The organism is Chthoniobacterales bacterium, from assembly GCA_039930045.1.
In the GTDB taxonomy this organism is placed as follows: Bacteria; Verrucomicrobiota; Verrucomicrobiia; order Chthoniobacterales; family DASVRZ01; genus DASVRZ01.
Map to the genome: position 1 here is coordinate 13,566 of JBDSQB010000016.1, position 17,783 is coordinate 31,348.

Below are 17,783 nucleotides of genomic sequence, written 5' to 3' on the forward strand. Positions count from 1 at the left end.
GATCATTTCCGGAACGAACGCCACCAGCCGTCGTCGCGGGTGTGCTCGTGGTGCAGACTGCGCATCCGCGTGGAAAGCAGACTGGTGCGACTGAGATAGCCAACGAGTTTTTTCGCATCAGAGCGATCCACCACGAGCAGCCGCCCGACACCGTGCTGGAGCATCCGCGCCACGGCGTCGTGCATGGATTCCTCGGGATAAGCCGTGACGAGTCGCGTGCTGCCGATATAGCTCAAACTCGCCTCAGAATTTCCCAACGACCGGAGCAAGTCGTGGCGCGTGACGATTCCCGCAAGCTGCCCGGCGGCATCGACCAGAGGCCAGGCTTGATAGGCGGAAATCTCCGGGTCGTGACGCGAAATTCTTTCCGCTAGTTCGCCGACTGTGGTGGTCGCTCCGAGCGTGCGAATTTGCGTGTCCATGAGTTGCGCGACGGTCGCCTGATGAAACACATCCGCCTCAAAGTCGTCTGGAATTTTTAGTCCACGGCGGGCGATTTTCTCAGTCATGATGGAGTTTTTCATCAGCATCCGGGCCGTCAGAAAAGCCAGCGCCGACCCCGCCAGCAACGGCAGCAAACCATTCGGCTGCAGCGTCGTTTCAAAGGCGAAAACCACCGACGCCAGCAAGGCCCGCGAAGCTCCCGCAAAGACCGCCGCCATGCCGAGCAAGCTGGCGACCCGCACATCCAGCCCGCTCGCCGGAAATAAGGTTAGGAGAAACGCGCCGAGCACATTTCCCGCTCCGCTGCCGATAGTTAGGAGTGGAGCGAGAGTGCCGCCCGAAGTGCCGCTGCCGAGGGAGATCGCCCAGGAAATGAATTTCATCACGCAGAGAAACGCGATCGCATTCAGCGGCAGGCGATTGCAGAGGATGTCGGAGATATTCGTGTAACCCACGCCTAAAGTGCGCGGCGCAAACCAGCCGATCACGCCCACCGCGACCGCGCCGATGGCCGGCCACCACATCCAGTGAATCGGTAGCAACTCAAATGCATCCTCGATCCAGTAAACTGCCCTCGTCACGCCGACCGCGAGCACTCCCATCGCTATCCCGATGAGCGCGTAAAATCCGAGTGCCGTGAGCGACACCGGAGCCAGCGCTGGCATCGCAAAAATCGCCTCCGCTCCCTCGAAATGGATGCGCATTCCCGCTGCCGTCGCCGCCGCCAGTGCGACGGGCACCACAGAGCGCGGACGAAATTCAAAAAGGAGCAATTCCACCGCTAGCAAGACGGCGGAGATCGGGCTGCCGAAGATCGCGGCCATGCCAGCGGCGGCTCCCGCAGCGAGCAGGGTTTTTCGTTCCGCCGCCGTGGTGCTCAGGATCTGGCCAAGCAACGATCCGATCGCTCCGCCCGTGGCAATGATCGGGCCTTCCGCTCCGAACGGCCCGCCGGTGCCGATGGAAATCGCGGCCGAGATGGGTTTCAGAAGAACGATGCGCGCCGGGATGCGACTGTGGTTTTCCAGCACCTGCTCCATCGCCTCGGGAATGCCGTGGCCGCGAATCGCCTTCGACCCGTATCGCGCCATCAGACCGACTAACAAACCGCCGATCACGGGAACAACGATGACCCATGCGCCGAGATGATTTCCGGCAGGCGAGACAAACTCGGTGGAGATGCGTCCATAGAAAGAGAGGTTCGTCACCAGCCCGATCAATCGCGTCAAAGCCTGCGCGACAAACGAACTAATCACGCCCAGCACAACCGCAATGGCCGAGATAAAGATGAAAGTCCGGTGTTCGCTGACCGGCGCTGAGTGCGTGGAAACGTGAGTCGAGTTCAATTCGATTCCTCCAGAGTTTGCAGCATGGAGCGCAAGGCTGGCCCGAGACGCGCCAGCTCGGATTTATGAGCGGAGGAAAGGTTTTCCAGCATTCGCTGTCCCTCCGCCGTAAGCCGGAGCGAGACCTTGCGGCGGTCGCTGGCGTCTGGCTCCTTGGTAATGAGCCCGGCGCTACGCATGCGTTCGACGAGCCCGACCGCGCTGTGATGTTTGATTTGCAGGTGCGCCGCCACTTCGCCGACTGTCACCGCCCCGGCTGGCGGACAGGCTCCGATGACTAGCAGCGTCTGGTGTTGTTGTGGGGCGATGCCCTCCGCCAGCGCCGCCTCCTCACTGAAGCGGAGGAATTCCCTCAGTGCTTTGCGAAACGCGGCCAGCGTCTGATAATCCTGCTGGGAGACTGGCTTCAACCGCGACATGGGTTCTGGAAATACATCGCGTCACGATATATCTTGGGCGAGTCAAGTCCAAGAAAAAATCTACGGGACGCTCAGGCCGGTTTGCAGTTGAGTTCCATCCAACTGGCAAACTCCGCTTCCGACATTTCGCGAGCGGCGAGTGCGAGCGTTTTAATCACCGATTCGGCCTCATCGGCGAAGAATTCGCAGCCATTTCTTTCCAGAAAACCGGCACCCAACATGAAGCCAGTGCGTTTGTTTCCGTCGATGAACGGATGGTTTTTCACGACTCCCGCCGCGTAAGCCGCCGCCATTTCCACTAGGGAAGGTTGCCCGTAGGAAAAAAGCTGGCGCGGTTTGGCGAGCGCCGATTCGAGCATATTGTCGTCGCGAATCCCGGCCATGCCGCCGTGTTGGGCCAGCATCATATCGTGTAACGCGAGACACTCGTCGCGACCAAACCAATACGGTTCAGTCACTTGGCGAGTTCCCGCAGAGTGTTGCGATAGCGCCGGCTCAAATTCTCAAACACCGCCATCGATTTGGCGAAATCCGCATTGCCGGTGGTTAGTCGCAAGCCGTCTTTGGCATCGGTGAGCGTAATCGTATCGCCTTCCTGAGCGTTAAGCTGCGCTAGAGCTTCCTTTGGGAGAACGAGGCCGACGGAGTTGCCGATTTTGCGGAGCTTCAGTTCGAGGATCATCTGCTGAACGTAGGCACGAATGTTATAACGTCAAACTCTTCCTCGAATTTAGCGCACGCCAGCGACTTGGAAGCCTTCGGATTCGAGTAGCATTCGTATCTTCGCCACTTGATCGCCCTGAATTTCGATCCGGCGATCTTTCACCGTGCCGCCGCAACCGCAGGCGGCGCGGAGTTTTTTCGCGACGCGCTCGATTACGCTCGCAGGCAGATGCGTGGCGAAATCCTGCACGACGACCACCGTTTTTCCGCCGCGATGCGCCGTTTCTCTCTGGAGAACGACTCGGCCCAATTTCCAGACGGGGTCCACGGGAGTTGCATTCGACTCTGACGGTCCGGGTGGAAGTGAGTCGAGTTGCAGTCCACTGAAAGCCGGGTTCAGCCCGCCCGACTGCGGCTGGTCTGTGGGAATGCGATGCGGCGCGGGACGTTTCATCAGCGCAAATCGGTGGTGAGCCGAACCTCGGAAACTTTGTCGAGTCCAATGATCGCCTGCAACGCGGCGATCGCCTGGTCTGCAGTCAATTCCGGGCTGCCGAGGACGACGCTGCCGGAGTTGCAGCTATATTTCCAAGTCGTGGCGCGCAGGCCAGCCGCCGACTGGAGCCGCGCGTGAATGCCCGAGGTAATGATCGCGTCCTCCATCAGCGACGGCGGTGAATCGCTCAGGCTCAGACGGCGCATCGGAGTCACCCGCCATTCGCGGGCGGAAAGCCGGGTCACACGCCAATTGGAAATCTCGGACGGCAGATCAGCCGAACGTCGTTTGACCTGCGTGTCTTGAGTCGGTGGCGCGGGTTGGGGAACCATCTGCCGCGTCACCGGATGACCCGACGGTTGGAGCGGAATCGGGGCCGGAATGGCCGGCTCCTGCGCCAGCGTCGGCTTCTTCCCTGGAGCGAGAAAAGCATTCGCCGGCGACCCATTGGCTTGGGCAGCGGTTTGCGCGGGAGATTTTTTCCCATTCGTCTGGCAGCCTGCAAGTGAGAGCAGGAGGATGAACAGGAAAGTGAGCGCGCGGATTTTCTGAATGGACGCTGAGCGGGGCGGTGTGTTTACCATGAGAGTGATGCAAGGAAGTCTGAAACGAGAACACCGGTGGCGCAGCGTTTCACACCTGACTGGGATCGCCGTCATTTTATTCAGCTTCACTGCCTGTGAGCAAGTCGTCCGCAAGCACGACGCAAAATTATTGCAGGAAGCCAGTCAGGCCAACCAGCGCGGGGATTATGTCGCGGCGCTGAATCTTTACGAGGCTGCCCTCGACGACTCCACCGCCTCCGCCGACATCCATTTCCAGATGGCGCTCATCTGCGAAACGAAATTGCACGACCCCCTCGCGGCGCTCTTTCACTTCCGGCGCTGCGAACACGTCTTCCCGCGAGGGCCGCACGCTGCCGAGGCCCGGAAATCCTGCGAACGCCTTGAGCCCATGGTCGTCAGTGCGCTTTCCAAGGAAAACATGCTCTCCAAAACGGACGCCGTCATCCTGAAAAACGAAGCGCAGACCCTCCGCAAACAAATCCTCCAACTCAAGGCTCAGCTCGCCGCCGTGCCGCGCCCGGTCGCTGATAAAAACGCCAAAAACTCCGAGCCCGACCCCGAGTTGCTCAAGAAAATGGGCGGCCGCACCTACGTCGTCGAGCCCGGCGACACCCTGGAAAAAATCTCGCGCAAACTCTACAAAAACAAAGGCCGCATCCAGGACCTCGCCGACGCTAACATCAACAACCTGCCCAATCCGAAGAAACTCCAAGTCGGCCAGACCCTCATCGTCCCGCCGTAGAGAGGGAATCTGTTGACGCTGCGGGACGAAATGATAGTAAATCTGCTGCCCCAGCCAAGCGTTCCTTTATCCCGTGACCACTTCTTCTCAAAAAACAGCGATCATTGCTGCGTCGGTGTTGTCGGTGCTCGGGTTTTTTCAACTGGTCGTCGTGGTTATCGTTCTGGTCCGCCATCCCAATGGAACTCCGATCGCAACGGCAGTTCGCCCAGATTCGACTTTAACTCCGGTCGCTCCGACAGCTTCGGCGACAGCCAGGAAAACTCCGGTGCCTGCAGACGCGGCCAACATCGGTCCTGATAACACGCCCGATCTGCCAGAGGCGGCGGTGGCTCCGTCGGAGGTCGATATTTTGGTCAAGCGCGCGACCGACATTCGGGCGAAGGGCGACATGACCGGCACGCTCGCCAGCCTGCGCGATGCGCAGAAGTTGTATCCCGATAATCCGAAAATCGTCGCCGAGTTTGCCACGACTTACGAGCAAATGGGCCTCGTGGACAAGGCGCTCGCCCAGTGGAAGCGCGTGGCGGATTTCGGCGACAAAGCGGGGGATCTCTATGGTGTCGCCGCCGAAAAAGTGCACGCCGGACTGTCTCCGAAAGAGCCGCTCTCCGGGCGCGACGAGGAGGGATTGCAACTCGGCTCGACTCTGGGTTTTACGGATGTGCAGAAGAATTACGAAAGCTCGGGCGATGCCGAAAAGGTGAGCCTGCGCATGGGGATCAAGGCCCGCTCGGGTGCGGCGATCACGGCGTCGGATGTGAATATTCAGGCGATGTTTTACGATTTGGTGGACAACAAGGACGTGCAGCCGACCGATCCGCACGCGACTCGTGTGACATCGGAATGGCTGACGGTGCCCGCCGATTGGAAAGAGGACGGCGTGGAGGTGCTGAAGGTGCGTTATGAGCAAAAACCTCCCGCGTCCGGCGAGAAACCTGCTGTGGAAAGAAAATATCTCGGCTATATCATCCGGGTTTACTATGAAAATGAATTGCAGGATGTGATGGCGGACCCGGTCCGTCTCCTCCAGACTTTTCCACCCCCTGTTAGTTTGCAGAAAGAAATCCCCCAATGAAGATACTGGTCGTCGATGATGAAGAAATCATAGTGGAGTCATTGGTCGAAATCATTCGATCCTACGGAGATTTCACGGTGGAGGGTGTGTTGAGCGGTCCCGATGCGCTGGCCAAGGTGGATGAAATGGGCGGCATCGATCTGCTGATCACGGATGTGGTGATGGATCGGATGGATGGTTTTGCGCTGCGCGATGTGCTGCGAAGGATGCACCCCAAGTTGCATGTGATTTTTGTGACGGGCTATGATTTGAGCGACTACGCGGCAAACGTGGGCGAGGCGTTGATCCTGTCGAAGCCGATCCAGTCCACGGCGATTTTGCAGGAAGTCCACCGTGTATGGGAGGAGATCGAGGGATTGGGCGTGGGTTCTACGCAACCCGAGCCCTCCACGGCGGTGTTTGCCGCGCCGACGAGCACGGCGGAACTGACACCGGTGATCAAGGCGGAGCCGACGGCGGCAACCTCGACCGATCTGCGGGCGCTGGTGCAGAAGCAGGGTTTCACGGGGCAGCTCGATCAATTTCAGCTCGTGGACATTATTCAAATGTGCTGCATGAGCCGGCGCACGGGGCGTCTGCGCGTGTCGCATGGGGTGGAGAGCGGCATTATTTATCTGAGGGAAGGAAACATGACGCACTGCATCGTCGGCGATCTGCGCGGCGAGCACGGCGTGTATAAAATCATCGGCTGGGACGTGGGGCAGTTTACCTTCGAATACGGCATGGTGCCCGAGGAGCAGACGATCATGGTGGGCTGGGAACATCTCGTGATGGAAGGCTGCCGCCGCCGCGACGAGAGCGGGGAGGGGCAGGAGATGCTCACCGAGGCCGAGCGCAGCCTGGTCGGCAAAGTTTTGGGCGATTATGAAGTCGTCCGCAAGCTGGGCGAGGGCCGCTGGGGCGAAACTTACGAGGCGATCCAGGCTTCCGTGCGCCGTCCGGTAGCGATGAAAGTCCTGCGCGCCGATCTGGCGAACGAAGGCAGCATGGTCCAGGAATTTGTGGCCGACGCCAGCACAAAGGCGAACGTGCAACATCCGTCGATCGTGTCGGTCTTCGAGGCTGGGCAATCCAATGGGCTCTATTTCTACACTCGCGAATATATCGACGGGGCGACTCTGGCAGATTATCAGGCGCAGGGAGCGGTGATCGACGACCAGACAGCGTTGAAAGTCATCCGGGTCGTGGCGGAGGCGTTGTCCTATCTCAGCCAGGGGAAAGTGCCGCGCAGCCTGCTTTCGGCGAAAAGCATTTACATCGCCAATGACGGCCGTCCGCGCCTGGCGAATCTGGCTCATGTGAGGCACGATTCCGAGGCTGTCGTGCAACGGGAAATCCAGGAGTTGTCCCGAATCGTGAGCGCTACCATGCAAGGCGCGGTCGGGGCGTCGCCCGGGATGCGGGCGATGCTGTCACGGATGCGGATCGACGGCGCGGGCGGGTTCCTTTCCTATGGCGCTCTGCTGCAAGGGGTGAAAGCACTCGAACCCAACGTCGTCCCGGCGGAGGCCTTTAAGATGAACGAGCGCGACCGCGCCGCGATCAAGGCGGTCGAGGCCGCCAAGAAACAGCAAAAGCGCACGATGCTCTACTCGACCATAGGGATGTTCATTCTGCTCTGGCTGGTCGCAGGGACGTTCTACGTGAAGTTCATCCGCCCGCGCTCGAAGGTGACCAACGTTCTCGTGAAAGTCCCCGCCGGGCCATTCATTTATCAGGACGGCAAGACCCTCAGCCTGCCCGATTTCTGGATCGACAAATACGAGGTGACCATCGCGCAATACGCCGCTTTCCTGGAAGCGTTGGAGAAAAATCCCACGACGAAATACGACGCGCCGAGCCAGCCGAAAGGCAAGTCGCACACGCCGAAGGATTGGGAGCGTTTCTATGTGCAGGCGCGCAAGGCGAAGACGTTTGAGTTTGCCCCGATCAACCTCGATACCCCGATTTTTAACGTCGATTGGTACGACGCCTACGCCTTTGCCAAATGGGCCGGACGCCGTCTGCCGACCGAGCAGGAATGGGAAAAAGCCGCCCGCGGTCCAAACGGCAATCTCTACGCCTGGGGCAACACCTTCGACACATCGAAATTGAACTCAAGCGCCGACTACAATAGCGATCCGCGCGTCGAGGGAACCAAGGACGGCTACAATCGCTGGGCTCCGGTCGATAAACATCCCACCGATAAGAGCGAATATGGCGCGCTCGACATGACGGGTAACGTCTCCGAATGGACCGCCTCTACGGAGCGCGTGATGGGATTCGACACGCCGGTGATTCGCGGCGGTTCCTTCCGGTTGCCCGATTACGAATTGACCAAGCGACGACTGGACCTTTTGCAGGAACAAGCGACCATGTCGGTGGGTTTCCGGACTGTCTCGGACACGCCGCCCGCCGCCAAATAGTTTTCCCCTATGTTTAATCGTCTTCTCATTCTGCTGGCAGTCGTTTGCCTCGGCCAGACCGCTAGCGGTCAGATGCAAGTCTCCCTCGAGATGACGCGCTCGCTCTACATGATGAACGAGCCCGTGCTGGCAAAAATCTCCATCACCAACCTCAGCGGACGCGACCAGAATTTCGCCGACGCGCCGGGGAAACCGTGGTTCAGCTTCGAGATTTTTGCGGGCAAGGACAGCCTGATTCCGCCGGTGAATCCCGATTATCACCTTGGCGAACTCTACGTTCCGACGGGGAAAACCGTCACCCGCAATATCAATGTAACTCCGCTCTACGGCCTCCAGGAATACGGGCCGCACAGCATTCGCGCCGTGCTTTACGACAAGGACAAGGACCAGTATTACACCTCGGCGCGCCGGGCGTTTGAGATCACCGAGGGCCTCCTCCTCTGGAAACAAAGCGTCGGAGTTCCCGCGGAAAACAGCACGCACACTTACTCGCTGCTCACCCATCGACTGCCGGCGGAAAACCGCCTCTACGTCCGCATCATCGACGACACCGGGAGCCGGGTTGTTTCCTGTTTTTCCATCGGACGCGTCCTCTCTTTTTCGCCGCCCGAGCACGTTCTCGACAGCCAGAATAATCTCCACGTCCTGCAAATGGTCGGGCCGAAGGCGTATCTCTACACCTCGATCACGCCCAATGGGGACATCGTTTCCCGCGACCCTTACATTGATGGCCGGTCCAATCCGCATCTCGTTCGCAATGAAAATGGCGAGGTGCGCGTGCGTGGCGGCAAGATGGAGTCGGCCGTGCCTGCGGAAAAGAAACGCAACATTCCGCGTCTCTCGGATCGTCCTCACATCTAGCGAGTCACAGGAAAATAGAGGAAGTGGCGACTCCCATCTTGACCCTGCGGACATTTCCACGGATAGGAGAACGTCCTGACGGCGCGGCTGTTCGGGGCATGGCCAATCTCATGAATCGCGCACGACTCCTCACCTTCCTCGCGGGCATCCTGCTCGCCTTCGGCTGGCTGCCAAATCTACAGGCCGATTCGCTGCGCAACTTCAGCACCGTCGTCATCGACGCGGGCCACGGCGGCCACGATCGCGGCGGCATCCCAGGCAACTACGTCACCGAGAAAACCGTCAATCTCGACGTCGCCGCGCGTCTCTCGCAGAAACTCCGCGCTGCCGGTCTGCGCACCGTCATGACCCGCTCCGACGACACTTTCATTCCGCTCAGTGGCCGGGTCGCCGCCGCCAACTATCGTTCGGGTTGCATCTTCGTCTCAGTCCACTTCAACTCCGCTCCAAACCGCGACGCGCGCGGCATCGAGACCTACTTTTATTCGTCGAAATCCTACCCGCTCGCCGCCGCCATTCATCGCCGGGTCATCACGGTGGCCGCCGAGGACCGCCACATTCGCCAGCGCGGTTACTACGTTTTGAGAAACTGCCGGGCGCCTGCGGTGCTGGTCGAATGCGGCTTCCTCACCAACCGCGAGGACGGGCGGCTCGCCCTCAGCGCCAGCTACCGCGACCGGCTCGCCAGCGAAATCTCGCGGGGCATCCTCGCCGCCCGCCGGAGCAGTTACTAGGCGGAGTTGGCATCTGAGGACAGATGCCTTCCACGGCGTCTTCTAACATTTTTCACTTTTATCATCGACCACGCCCCCGCCGTTTCCTAGAAGAGCGGCATGGCACTCCCCTCTGGTCAGCAACGCACGGCATTTCTGCATTACCTCATGGCGCAACAGCTTCGGCTTTCGATCTTTTGCGCGCTGACATTTCTCGTCGTCCTCCTCGGGTTGCCTCTGGCGAACTATTTTCTGCCCGACCTGATGGCGACGCGGGTTTTCGGTTTTACCCTGACTTGGTTTGTCTTGGGCATCGCATTTTTCCCGTTCGTCTGGGTCATTTCTTATTACTTCATCCGCCGCTCCCTCGCTCTCGAAGCCGAGGAAGTTTCCAAGGCGTCCAATAAAATCTAACTCCCCTCATCATGCATTTCCCCCTGGCTGCCGCTGCGATCGATCCGTGGATCGTGGTTTTCTCTCTCGTCACCGTCGCGATCACGATCTACATGGGCTTTCGCTCAGCGAAAACGTCCAAGACCGCCGGTGATTTCTTCGTCGCCGGACGTAGCGTTTCCGTCGGCTGGAACGCTTCCGCCATCAGCGGCGAATACCTTTCTGCGGCGAGTTTCATGGGTATCGCGGGAATGGTCATGTCCAGCGGCTACGACGCGCTTTGGTATCCGGTTTGTTACGCTTGCGGCTATTTGTTTTTGCTCCTCTTCATCGCCGGACCGCTCCGTCGCTTCGGGGCTTACACGATTCCCGATTTCGCCGAGGGGCGTTTCGATTCGCCTCTTTTCCGCAAGATCGCCGTCGTCTTCGTGCTCTTTATCGGCTTTTTCTACACCATGCCGCAGATGAAAGGCGCGGGGACCACACTCGCCTACATCTTCCCCGGCATGCCGTATTGGGGCGGCGTCGCATTGGTTGGCGGCGTCATCACCCTCAACGTCTCCTTGGGCGGCATGAAAGGCATCACGCTCGTCCAGGCGCTGCAATACTGGATGAAACTTTTCGCCATCACAGTGCCGATCTTCGTCCTGATGTTCGTCTATGGCGGGTATAACAAAAACCTCGGAGCCAACGCTTCTGCACAAACTCCCGCAGCCATCGTCCAGAACGTCGATCGCAAGCCCCTCGTCGAAAAAGCCCCCAAGGACGAAGCCTGGATCGCCCCCTTCGGACCGCTCACCACCAAGGCCGCCAAAGCCGCGCACCTCAGTCCCGAGCAATCCCGCCCTTACTCCCTTCTCTACACTTACAGCCTCATCATCGCCTTGGTCTGCGGCACTGCCGGTCTGCCCCACATCCTCGTCCGCTTCTACACCAACCCCGACGGCGTCGCCGCCAAACGCACCACCATGTGGGTCATGATCCTCATCGGCGTCTTCTACGTATTCCCGCCCGTCTTTGGCGTCATCGGACGCAACCTCATGCCCGAGCTTTACACCGGCCTCACCGGCATCAAAGGCACCGACCAAGTCGTGCTCAAACTCCCCACTTTGATCCGGGAAAAATACGGCGTCCTCGGCTCCATCCTCAGCGGCATCACCTGCGCGGGAGCTTTCGCCGCCTTCATGAGCACCTTTAGTGGACTCCTCGTTTCCATGACTGGCGCCCTCGCTCACGACGTTTACGGGCGGATGCTGCGTCCGAATTCCACTCCCGAGCAGCGGATGAGAGCCTTCAAAGTCGCCGCCGTCCTCATCGGTGCCATCTCCGTCATCCTCGGCTGCTTCGTCGAACCCCTTGAGATTAACTTCATGGTCGGCCAGGCCTTCGCCATCGCCGCCGCCAGTTACTTTCCACTCCTCTTCATGAGCGTCTGGTGGCGTGGAATGACCATGGCCGGAGCCGCCACCGGCATGTTGACCGGCGGTATCTGCGCCCTCATCGCCGCCGCCCTTACCAACGCCAGCAACCTCTCCCTCGACAAAGGCCCCATGGGCCACGTCTTTGCCGGATTCGCCCCCCTCAACCCCTTCTGGGCCCAGCACCCACTCCTGCGCATCCTCTGCGAGCAACCCGCCATCTGGACCGTCCCCCTCGCCATCGGATTGATGGTCATAGTCAGCAAAGCCACCGCCGCCAAAGTCCCCGGAGACGTCGAGACCAAAATGCTCGTCCTGCACGCCCCCGAAGCCCTCGGCTACCGCCAGGACTACATCGCCGAGCACACCGGCGGACATTAAGCGCTCCTTCGGAAGCCGGATATTGATAGCAGACTCAAGGTCGAGGCGTTTCTTGCAAAGGCGAATCGCATGCTTATCGTCTGGCCATGTCACACGAAGCGCGGATTTTGTTTCAAACCCTCTTCACGGTGGGTTTTGTAGTCACCTTGCTGGCGGCGGTCTGGCTGGTGAAGAACGACCAGAAACTCTTCGGTCACAACCCCGATATTCCGGGCGATCACGCCAGCGGGCGCACTTACAACAAGACCATGGTCTGGGCAATCTGGGCGCATGTGGCGGTGCTGACCGGCGCGTTTGCGCTCTACCTGCATTAGGCCCGCATCTGGGGACAGATGTCCTCCAAGGGAGCAGATGCCAGCCGCAGACCTTCCTTGGAGGGCACTTGTCCTCAAGTGCCTCGGCTCGGCTCCCCCTGCAAATGGACCGGCTGTGAATAAAAACTAGGTCATCCGCCATTTTTGAGTATTATTAACGCCCATTTTATGAGCACTGAAACACCCGCCGCCTCGAAGCCTCTCAACGCCAACGAAGGCATCAAAGTCGCCTCCAACCTCCTTCGCGGCACCATTGCTGAGGATCTGGCCGACACCTCGACCGGGGCCATTTCCGAGCAAAACGGCCAGCTCACCAAATTCCACGGCATGTATTTGCAGGACGATCGCGACCTGCGCAATGCCCTTAAAAAAGTCGGAAAGGAAAAGGCATTCGCCTTCATGCTCCGCGTCCGTCTGCCCGGAGGTCGCGCCACGCCCGGGCAATGGATTGCCCTCGACACGCTCGCCGGAGAAATGGCCTCGCCATCGCTCCGTCTCACCACGAGGCAGACATTCCAGTTCCATGGGATTCTAAAGGGCAACGTGAAGGCGCTCGTCCAGCGGATGCACCGGGTGTTATTGGACTCGATTGCCGCCTGCGGCGACGTCAACCGCAACGTCATGGCTCCGCCGAACCCCGAATACAGCGGCGTCTCCCGCAAGGTTTACGATCAGGCCGTCGCCTGGAGCGAATTCGCGCTGCCGAAGACGCACGCCTATCACGAGATTTATCTGGATGAGGAATTGGTCGCTGGCGGCGAGGCCGAGCCGATGTATGGCCCGACCTATCTCCCGCGCAAATTCAAGACCGCCTTTGTGCTCCCGCCATCGAACGACGTGGATATTTTTTCCCAGGACTTGGGTTTCATTGCCATCGTCGAGCACGGCGAGGTCGTCGGTTACAACGTCACCGTCGGCGGCGGACTCGGCATGAGCCACGGCAACGCCGAAACATTTCCTCGCCTGGCCGATGTCCTCGGTTTCATCACGCCAGAGAAGGTCAACGCCATCGGCGAGGCCGTGCTCGTCACCCAGCGCGATTACGGTGATCGCACCAATCGCAAGCACGCCCGCTTGAAATACACCATCGAAGATCGCGGCATCGAGTGGTTTAAGGGCGAGGTCGAACTCCGCTCCGGGATCCAGTTTGAGCCCGCACGGGAGTTCCATTTCACCACCATCGAAGACCCGCACGGCTGGCACGAATGCGCCGACCACACGTGGTTCTACGGCCTGCACATTTTGAGCGGACGCATCAAGGACATCCCCGGCTGGTCCATGAAGACCGCGTTGCGCGAGATCGCGGAACTCCTCAACGGCACCACCGCTGATTTCCGTCTCACTCCGTCGCAAAACCTGAGCATTTCCGGCGTCACGGCTGAGAAAAAGGACGAGATCGACGCCATTCTCGCCAAGCACAGCCTCACTCGCGAAAACCACCACACCAAGCTGCGCCTGAACGCGCTCTCCTGCGTCGCACTGCCCACCTGCGGGCTGGCCCTGGCCGAGAGCGAGCGCATTCTGCCCCAGCTTTTGGAGAAATTCGAAGTCGTCCTCGACGAGGCTGGCCTGCGGGAGGACGCCATCAGCTTGCGCATCACGGGCTGCCCGAATGGCTGCGCCCGCCCGTATCTTGCCGAGATCGGCTTGGTCGGTCGCGCGCCCAACAAATACGCGCTCTACCTCGGGGCGAGTTACAATGGAACGCGACTCAACCGCCTTGTTTCCCCGAGCGTGACCCTCGACGACGCCGTCGCTTTGGTGACGCCGATCATCAAGCGCTACGCCTTGGAGCGGAATGCTGGCGAAGGTTTCGGAGACTTCTGCGACCGCTCCGTGCTCCCCGCCGACGCCACCTTCCACAGCATCGGGACGGTGTAGTTTCGGGAGCGCACGCGTCTCGCGTGCTCCATTGGGCGTCTCGCCCAATGGGTGAATCCAGCTTCCCGGCGAGACGCCGGCAAGGACACGCGAGACGCGTGCGCTCCCTAGAACGTAAATTCGCCTTGGCCTTTTGCTGGAGTTGAAACAGCGGCGTTGCCTAGTTTCGCGGCCTCGGTTTCGATCTCGGCGGTGAGACCTTTGAATTCGCATTTCCGCATCTCGGCGATCCACTCGGGATATTTCGGCGAGATGGTCAATTTCTCCAGCGGCAGGGGCAGGGGAAGATCAAGGTCGAGGCGGACCATTTCGCAGTTTTGCTCGATCTGGGCTCGGGAGCTGATGATTTTCTCGCGGACTTTTTCGCTGGCAATGGCGCTGGGGTTGTCGAGCATGGCGCCGATGCTGCCGAATTGCTGAATGAGTTGCGTGGCGGTCTTCGGGCCGATGCCGGAGACGCCGGGGATGTTGTCCACGCTGTCGCCGATGAGAGCGAGAATGTCGCCAATCTGCGGAGGAGCGACGCCCCATTTTTTCAAGACAGCGTCGGGTCCGAGCAAGGCGTGCGGGTCGGTGGGCTGGGCGAGGTCGGTTTTGTTCGTCGAATAGACGTGGACGAGCGGTCCGACGAGTTGGAAGAGGTCTTTGTCGTTGGTAGCCAGGAGAGTTTCGTAACCCATATCGCGGGCGGCGACGGCGTAGCTGGCCATGAGGTCGTCGGCTTCGTGGCCTTCGAGTCCGAGGCTGGCGAGACCCATCATCGGAACGAGATCGCGGATGAGCCCGAGTTGGGGAATCATGTCGCCGGGCATCTCGGTGCGCTGGGCTTTGTAGTCGGGTTGCAACTGGGTGCGACGTTCGGGAAGTCCCTCGTCCCAGATGACGGCGGCGAGGTCGGGCTGGAGGTCTTTGAGCATTTTCCGCACGGTCTTGACGAAGCCATAGACGGCGTTGGTCGGAGTCCCGGCGGAATTCGTCAGGCCGCGAATGGCGAAAAACGAGCGGTAAACGTAGTAATGCCCGTCGATGAGAAGCAGCTTCATGCGAGTTGCTTGTTTATGGCACGGGGGTGACGGAGACGGTGCCCTCAAGTCCGGGCTGGCCCTTGACGGCGGCGGTGATGAGGTAGGTGTTGCCTGCCGTCATGGTGCGGGTGGGGACGGCTTCGTTGTACTCCAAGCGCTCGCCGGGGTTGATCGTGAGGACGCTCACCTCTTGGGCAAACGTGCGGTTGGTCGAATAGGAGTAGAAGATTTTTCCATCGATGTTGCGTCCGGTGATCTCGATGCGCTGACTGGTGGGGAAGGTGAGCGAAACCATCGTGCTGGTGTAATTGGTGACCAAAATGCGGAGGCCGAGCTGGCTGGTGCCGTGGAGCGACGGCGCGGCGGAGTCGGGTTCGACGGTGACTTGAATGCCTTTCAGGCGGGCAGTGGACGCGGAGTCATTTTTGGCGAACGGATGCAGCACGCGCCAGCCGAGGCCGTGCTTCGGAGCGGGCTGGAAAGCAGTCGCGGCAGCCGACGGAGCGGGGGCGGGTTCGCTGCGGGCGAACGGATGCAAAATGCGCCAGCCGAGGCCGTGCTCTCCGGGCGGATGATATTTGGGAGCCTTGGGTTCGGTGGAGCAGGCGGCGAGGCCAAGCAGAAGGAGGGCGAAAACGGAAGAGCGGACTTGCATTCCAATCGGATACACAAATGGGTTGGAGGTTGCAATGGAGTTCGATTTCGCGGACAAGAGACCATGCGCCGTTTCCTCCTGTTCCCTCTGCTCGTCGTGCTCGGCCTGGCCTCCATCGCCGGAGCGAAAAAATCGCCGCAGGTGATCGTCCGCTTTTACGCTGAGGTCGCGGAAAACAATGGCGATACCTTTGGCACACCAGTGCCGCTGCTCGATGGGTCGGGTTCCATTCGAGTCTCGAAGATCGCCACTGTCTCGGAGCAGGACATCGTGGCGTTCACTCCCTTTCAAAATGCCGACGGCTCGATCGGTGCTTACTTTTACCTCGATGAACACGGCCAGCTCCTCCTCGAAACGCTCAGCATGGAGCAGCGGGGGAAGGTGCTCGTGGCGCTCGTCAATGGCCGTCATGTCGCCGATCTGCTCATCGACAAACGCATCAGCGACGGGATCGCGGTCATTCCCGCCGGACTGACTCCGCAGGATCTCGATCTCATGCGCAAGAAGATGAAATTGCGCGAGAGTCGCAATGCGGCTGTGAAAACGTAGCAGGTTGAACTGACCCAAAGGCGGGAAAATTTTGCCCCCGGAGGCATCGTCCCTTGACGCATCGCCGCCGGTCGGGTATTTGTAGGCCAGTTGATCGAGTGAGCAGAGTGGGAACGACTTCCCACTCTTTTTTGTCTCGACACGAAATTTCAAATCATGAACGCCGAGCTTATTGCCTATATCGACCACCTGGAACGCGACAAAGGGATCAACCGCAGCGTCGTTCTGGAAGCTTTGCAGACCGCGTTGTTGTCCGCTTCTCGCCGTTCCGTCGGTCCTGCCCGCGAAATGCGCATCGACATCGATCCGAAAACGGGCGCCATCAAGGCACTGGCCAACCTGATCGTGGCCGATCCGGTGATGAATGAGCACGAGCAAATCTCGATCACGAAAGCCCAACGGATTAAGAAAGACGCGCATGTCGGCGAGGTCATTGAGGTGGAAGTCACCCCTAAGGATTTTGGTCGTGTCGCCGCGCAGACCTGCCGCCAGACCATGCTGCAACGCATCCGGCTCGCGGAAAAAGAGAACCTTTACGACGAGTTTAAGGATCGCGCCGGAGAGATCGTCAGCGGGACAGTTCGCCGGTTCGAGCGTTCCGACGTGATCATCGACTTGGGCAAGTTTGAGGCGATCATGCCTCAGCGTGAACGGGTTACGACGGAAGATTACAACATCGGCGACCGCATTCGTGCTTACGTCGTTGCCGTGGAAAACGGAGCCCGCGGCCCGGAAATCATTCTTTCCCGCAGCCATCCCAATTTTATCCGCCGTCTCTTTGAACTTGAAGTCAGCGAAATCGCCGACCGCACGGTCGAGATCAAAGCCATCGCTCGCGAAGCCGGTTTCCGAGCGAAAGTCGCCGTTCACAGCAGCATCGACAAAGTGGACCCGGTCGGTTCCTGCGTCGGAATGCGTGGCAGTCGCGTGAAAAACATCGTCCGCGAACTCAACAACGAAAAAGTGGATATCATCCGCTGGAGCGCCGACCCCAAGGAGTTCGTTCTCGAGGCTCTCAAGCCGGCCAAGGTCAAAAACATCGTCATCGACGAGACCAAGAAAGCCATGCAAATCACCGTGGACGAGGATCAGCTTTCCCTCGCCATCGGCAAGCGCGGCCAGAATGCCCGCCTCACCTCGCGCCTAACTGGCTGGGAGATCAATATTTCCAAAGGCGAATCCGCCGCCGACGTCTTCGAGCATCGCGTCTCCGCTGCCGCGAAAGCACTGGCCACACCGCTGGGCATCGAGGAATCCGTTGCGCGTCAACTGGTTACGGGTGGCGTCAGCACACTCGAAATGCTGGCCGACCTAGAAGCAGAGGACATTGCCGGCATCCTCGGAATCGATCCCGAAGCCGCAGCCCCGATCCTCGAAGCCGCCAAAAAAGCACGCGGCGAATGAAACCGCTACCCTCTCACGAGGTGGCAGCAA

19 protein-coding genes are annotated in these 17,783 nt (G+C 59.7%); 11 read left to right on the forward strand and 8 right to left on the reverse strand.

The window, feature by feature from the left end; all coding sequences use genetic code 11:
- Nucleotides 1-2 precede the first annotated feature (2 nt).
- The 6 genes from ABIT76_11525 to ABIT76_11550 all read right to left on the reverse strand — a co-directional run bounded on the left by ABIT76_11525 (nucleotide 3) and on the right by ABIT76_11550 (nucleotide 3,952).
- Nucleotides 3-1,790, reverse strand: coding sequence for a chloride channel protein (locus tag ABIT76_11525; protein MEO7933776.1), 1,788 nt, complete (start codon nucleotides 1,788-1,790; stop codon nucleotides 3-5).
- The gene (locus ABIT76_11530; protein ID MEO7933777.1) at nucleotides 1,787-2,209 is read right to left on the reverse strand and encodes a MarR family winged helix-turn-helix transcriptional regulator; all 423 of its coding nucleotides are present in this window, start codon (nucleotides 2,207-2,209) and stop codon (nucleotides 1,787-1,789) included. The genes ABIT76_11525 and ABIT76_11530 overlap by 4 nt, the downstream gene beginning before the upstream one ends.
- 71 nt (nucleotides 2,210-2,280) lie before the next feature.
- Nucleotides 2,281-2,667, reverse strand: coding sequence for a type II toxin-antitoxin system death-on-curing family toxin (locus ABIT76_11535; protein MEO7933778.1), 387 nt, complete (start codon nucleotides 2,665-2,667; stop codon nucleotides 2,281-2,283).
- Entirely contained in the window at nucleotides 2,664-2,891 is a 228-nt protein-coding gene (locus ABIT76_11540) for an AbrB/MazE/SpoVT family DNA-binding domain-containing protein (protein MEO7933779.1), read from the reverse strand. Before ABIT76_11540 ends, ABIT76_11535 begins: the two co-directional genes overlap by 4 nt.
- A gap of 48 nt (nucleotides 2,892-2,939) precedes the next feature.
- A complete protein-coding gene (locus tag ABIT76_11545) occupies nucleotides 2,940-3,326 on the reverse strand; it encodes a translation initiation factor (protein ID MEO7933780.1) in 387 nt (128 codons plus the stop codon).
- A complete protein-coding gene (locus ABIT76_11550; protein ID MEO7933781.1) occupies nucleotides 3,326-3,952 on the reverse strand; it encodes a hypothetical protein in 627 nt (208 codons plus the stop codon). Before ABIT76_11550 ends, ABIT76_11545 begins: the two co-directional genes overlap by 1 nt.
- Here ABIT76_11550 and ABIT76_11555 point away from each other — a divergent pair.
- From ABIT76_11555 to ABIT76_11595, 9 genes are all read left to right on the forward strand, one after another.
- Nucleotides 3,951-4,676 (forward strand): LysM peptidoglycan-binding domain-containing protein, encoded by a 726-nt coding sequence (locus ABIT76_11555; GenBank protein ID MEO7933782.1) that lies wholly within the window; start codon nucleotides 3,951-3,953, stop codon nucleotides 4,674-4,676. The two genes, ABIT76_11550 and ABIT76_11555, sit on opposite strands and share 2 nt — an antisense overlap.
- A gap of 73 nt (nucleotides 4,677-4,749) precedes the next feature.
- A complete protein-coding gene (locus ABIT76_11560) occupies nucleotides 4,750-5,754 on the forward strand; it encodes a hypothetical protein (protein ID MEO7933783.1) in 1,005 nt (334 codons plus the stop codon).
- Nucleotides 5,751-8,159: an SUMF1/EgtB/PvdO family nonheme iron enzyme gene (locus ABIT76_11565; GenBank protein ID MEO7933784.1), complete on the forward strand. Its 2,409-nt coding sequence runs from the start codon at nucleotides 5,751-5,753 to the stop codon at nucleotides 8,157-8,159. The genes ABIT76_11560 and ABIT76_11565 overlap by 4 nt, the downstream gene beginning before the upstream one ends.
- A gap of 9 nt (nucleotides 8,160-8,168) precedes the next feature.
- Nucleotides 8,169-9,020, forward strand: a complete 852-nt coding sequence (locus ABIT76_11570) for a hypothetical protein (protein ID MEO7933785.1) — start codon at nucleotides 8,169-8,171, stop codon at nucleotides 9,018-9,020.
- Nucleotides 9,021-9,043: 23 nt separating this feature from the next.
- Nucleotides 9,044-9,754 carry an N-acetylmuramoyl-L-alanine amidase gene (locus ABIT76_11575; protein MEO7933786.1) on the forward strand — a complete coding sequence of 237 codons (711 nt, stop codon included), beginning with the start codon at nucleotides 9,044-9,046 and terminating at the stop codon, nucleotides 9,752-9,754.
- A 99-nt stretch (nucleotides 9,755-9,853) separates the two neighbouring features.
- Nucleotides 9,854-10,147, forward strand: a complete 294-nt coding sequence (locus ABIT76_11580; protein MEO7933787.1) for a DUF485 domain-containing protein — start codon at nucleotides 9,854-9,856, stop codon at nucleotides 10,145-10,147.
- Between the two features lie 11 nt (nucleotides 10,148-10,158).
- Complete coding sequence (locus ABIT76_11585) at nucleotides 10,159-11,925, forward strand: cation acetate symporter (protein ID MEO7933788.1); 1,767 nt, start codon at nucleotides 10,159-10,161, stop codon at nucleotides 11,923-11,925.
- Nucleotides 11,926-12,011: 86 nt separating this feature from the next.
- Entirely contained in the window at nucleotides 12,012-12,239 is a 228-nt protein-coding gene (locus tag ABIT76_11590; GenBank protein MEO7933789.1) for a hypothetical protein, read from the forward strand.
- A 168-nt stretch (nucleotides 12,240-12,407) separates the two neighbouring features.
- Nucleotides 12,408-14,120, forward strand: coding sequence for an NADPH-dependent assimilatory sulfite reductase hemoprotein subunit (locus tag ABIT76_11595; protein ID MEO7933790.1), 1,713 nt, complete (start codon nucleotides 12,408-12,410; stop codon nucleotides 14,118-14,120).
- A 107-nt stretch (nucleotides 14,121-14,227) separates the two neighbouring features.
- On the opposite strand, the gene ABIT76_11600 is transcribed toward ABIT76_11595, so the two are convergent.
- Nucleotides 14,228-15,163, reverse strand: coding sequence for a 5'-3' exonuclease H3TH domain-containing protein (locus ABIT76_11600; GenBank protein MEO7933791.1), 936 nt, complete (start codon nucleotides 15,161-15,163; stop codon nucleotides 14,228-14,230).
- A 13-nt stretch (nucleotides 15,164-15,176) separates the two neighbouring features.
- Nucleotides 15,177-15,800, reverse strand: coding sequence for a BsuPI-related putative proteinase inhibitor (locus ABIT76_11605; protein ID MEO7933792.1), 624 nt, complete (start codon nucleotides 15,798-15,800; stop codon nucleotides 15,177-15,179).
- 63 nt (nucleotides 15,801-15,863) lie between these two features.
- Between ABIT76_11605 and ABIT76_11610 the strand changes: the two genes are divergently transcribed.
- Nucleotides 15,864-16,349 carry a hypothetical protein gene (locus ABIT76_11610; GenBank protein MEO7933793.1) on the forward strand — a complete coding sequence of 162 codons (486 nt, stop codon included), beginning with the start codon at nucleotides 15,864-15,866 and terminating at the stop codon, nucleotides 16,347-16,349.
- 156 nt (nucleotides 16,350-16,505) lie between these two features.
- The gene (nusA, locus tag ABIT76_11615; protein MEO7933794.1) at nucleotides 16,506-17,753 is read left to right on the forward strand and encodes a transcription termination factor NusA; all 1,248 of its coding nucleotides are present in this window, start codon (nucleotides 16,506-16,508) and stop codon (nucleotides 17,751-17,753) included.
- Nucleotides 17,754-17,783: the final 30 nt, after the last annotated feature.

What these genes read in the sequence shown, in the direction of transcription:
- ABIT76_11530 (MEO7933777.1), bottom strand. Translation starts at nt 2,209, where the DNA reads ATGTCGCGGTTGAAGCCAGTCTCCCAGCAGGATTATCAGACGCTGGCC.
- ABIT76_11540 (MEO7933779.1), bottom strand. Translation starts at nt 2,891, where the DNA reads ATGATCCTCGAACTGAAGCTCCGCAAAATCGGCAACTCCGTCGGCCTC.
- ABIT76_11545 (MEO7933780.1), bottom strand. Translation starts at nt 3,326, where the DNA reads ATGAAACGTCCCGCGCCGCATCGCATTCCCACAGACCAGCCGCAGTCG.
- ABIT76_11555 (MEO7933782.1), top strand. Translation starts at nt 3,951, where the DNA reads ATGAGAGTGATGCAAGGAAGTCTGAAACGAGAACACCGGTGGCGCAGC.
- ABIT76_11550 (MEO7933781.1), bottom strand. Translation starts at nt 3,952, where the DNA reads ATGGTAAACACACCGCCCCGCTCAGCGTCCATTCAGAAAATCCGCGCG.
- ABIT76_11565 (MEO7933784.1), top strand. Translation starts at nt 5,751, where the DNA reads ATGAAGATACTGGTCGTCGATGATGAAGAAATCATAGTGGAGTCATTG.
- ABIT76_11570 (MEO7933785.1), top strand. Translation starts at nt 8,169, where the DNA reads ATGTTTAATCGTCTTCTCATTCTGCTGGCAGTCGTTTGCCTCGGCCAG.
- ABIT76_11580 (MEO7933787.1), top strand. Translation starts at nt 9,854, where the DNA reads ATGGCACTCCCCTCTGGTCAGCAACGCACGGCATTTCTGCATTACCTC.
- ABIT76_11585 (MEO7933788.1), top strand. Translation starts at nt 10,159, where the DNA reads ATGCATTTCCCCCTGGCTGCCGCTGCGATCGATCCGTGGATCGTGGTT.
- ABIT76_11590 (MEO7933789.1), top strand. Translation starts at nt 12,012, where the DNA reads ATGTCACACGAAGCGCGGATTTTGTTTCAAACCCTCTTCACGGTGGGT.
- ABIT76_11595 (MEO7933790.1), top strand. Translation starts at nt 12,408, where the DNA reads ATGAGCACTGAAACACCCGCCGCCTCGAAGCCTCTCAACGCCAACGAA.
- ABIT76_11600 (MEO7933791.1), bottom strand. Translation starts at nt 15,163, where the DNA reads ATGAAGCTGCTTCTCATCGACGGGCATTACTACGTTTACCGCTCGTTT.
- ABIT76_11605 (MEO7933792.1), bottom strand. Translation starts at nt 15,800, where the DNA reads ATGCAAGTCCGCTCTTCCGTTTTCGCCCTCCTTCTGCTTGGCCTCGCC.
- ABIT76_11610 (MEO7933793.1), top strand. Translation starts at nt 15,864, where the DNA reads ATGCGCCGTTTCCTCCTGTTCCCTCTGCTCGTCGTGCTCGGCCTGGCC.
- nusA (MEO7933794.1), top strand. Translation starts at nt 16,506, where the DNA reads ATGAACGCCGAGCTTATTGCCTATATCGACCACCTGGAACGCGACAAA.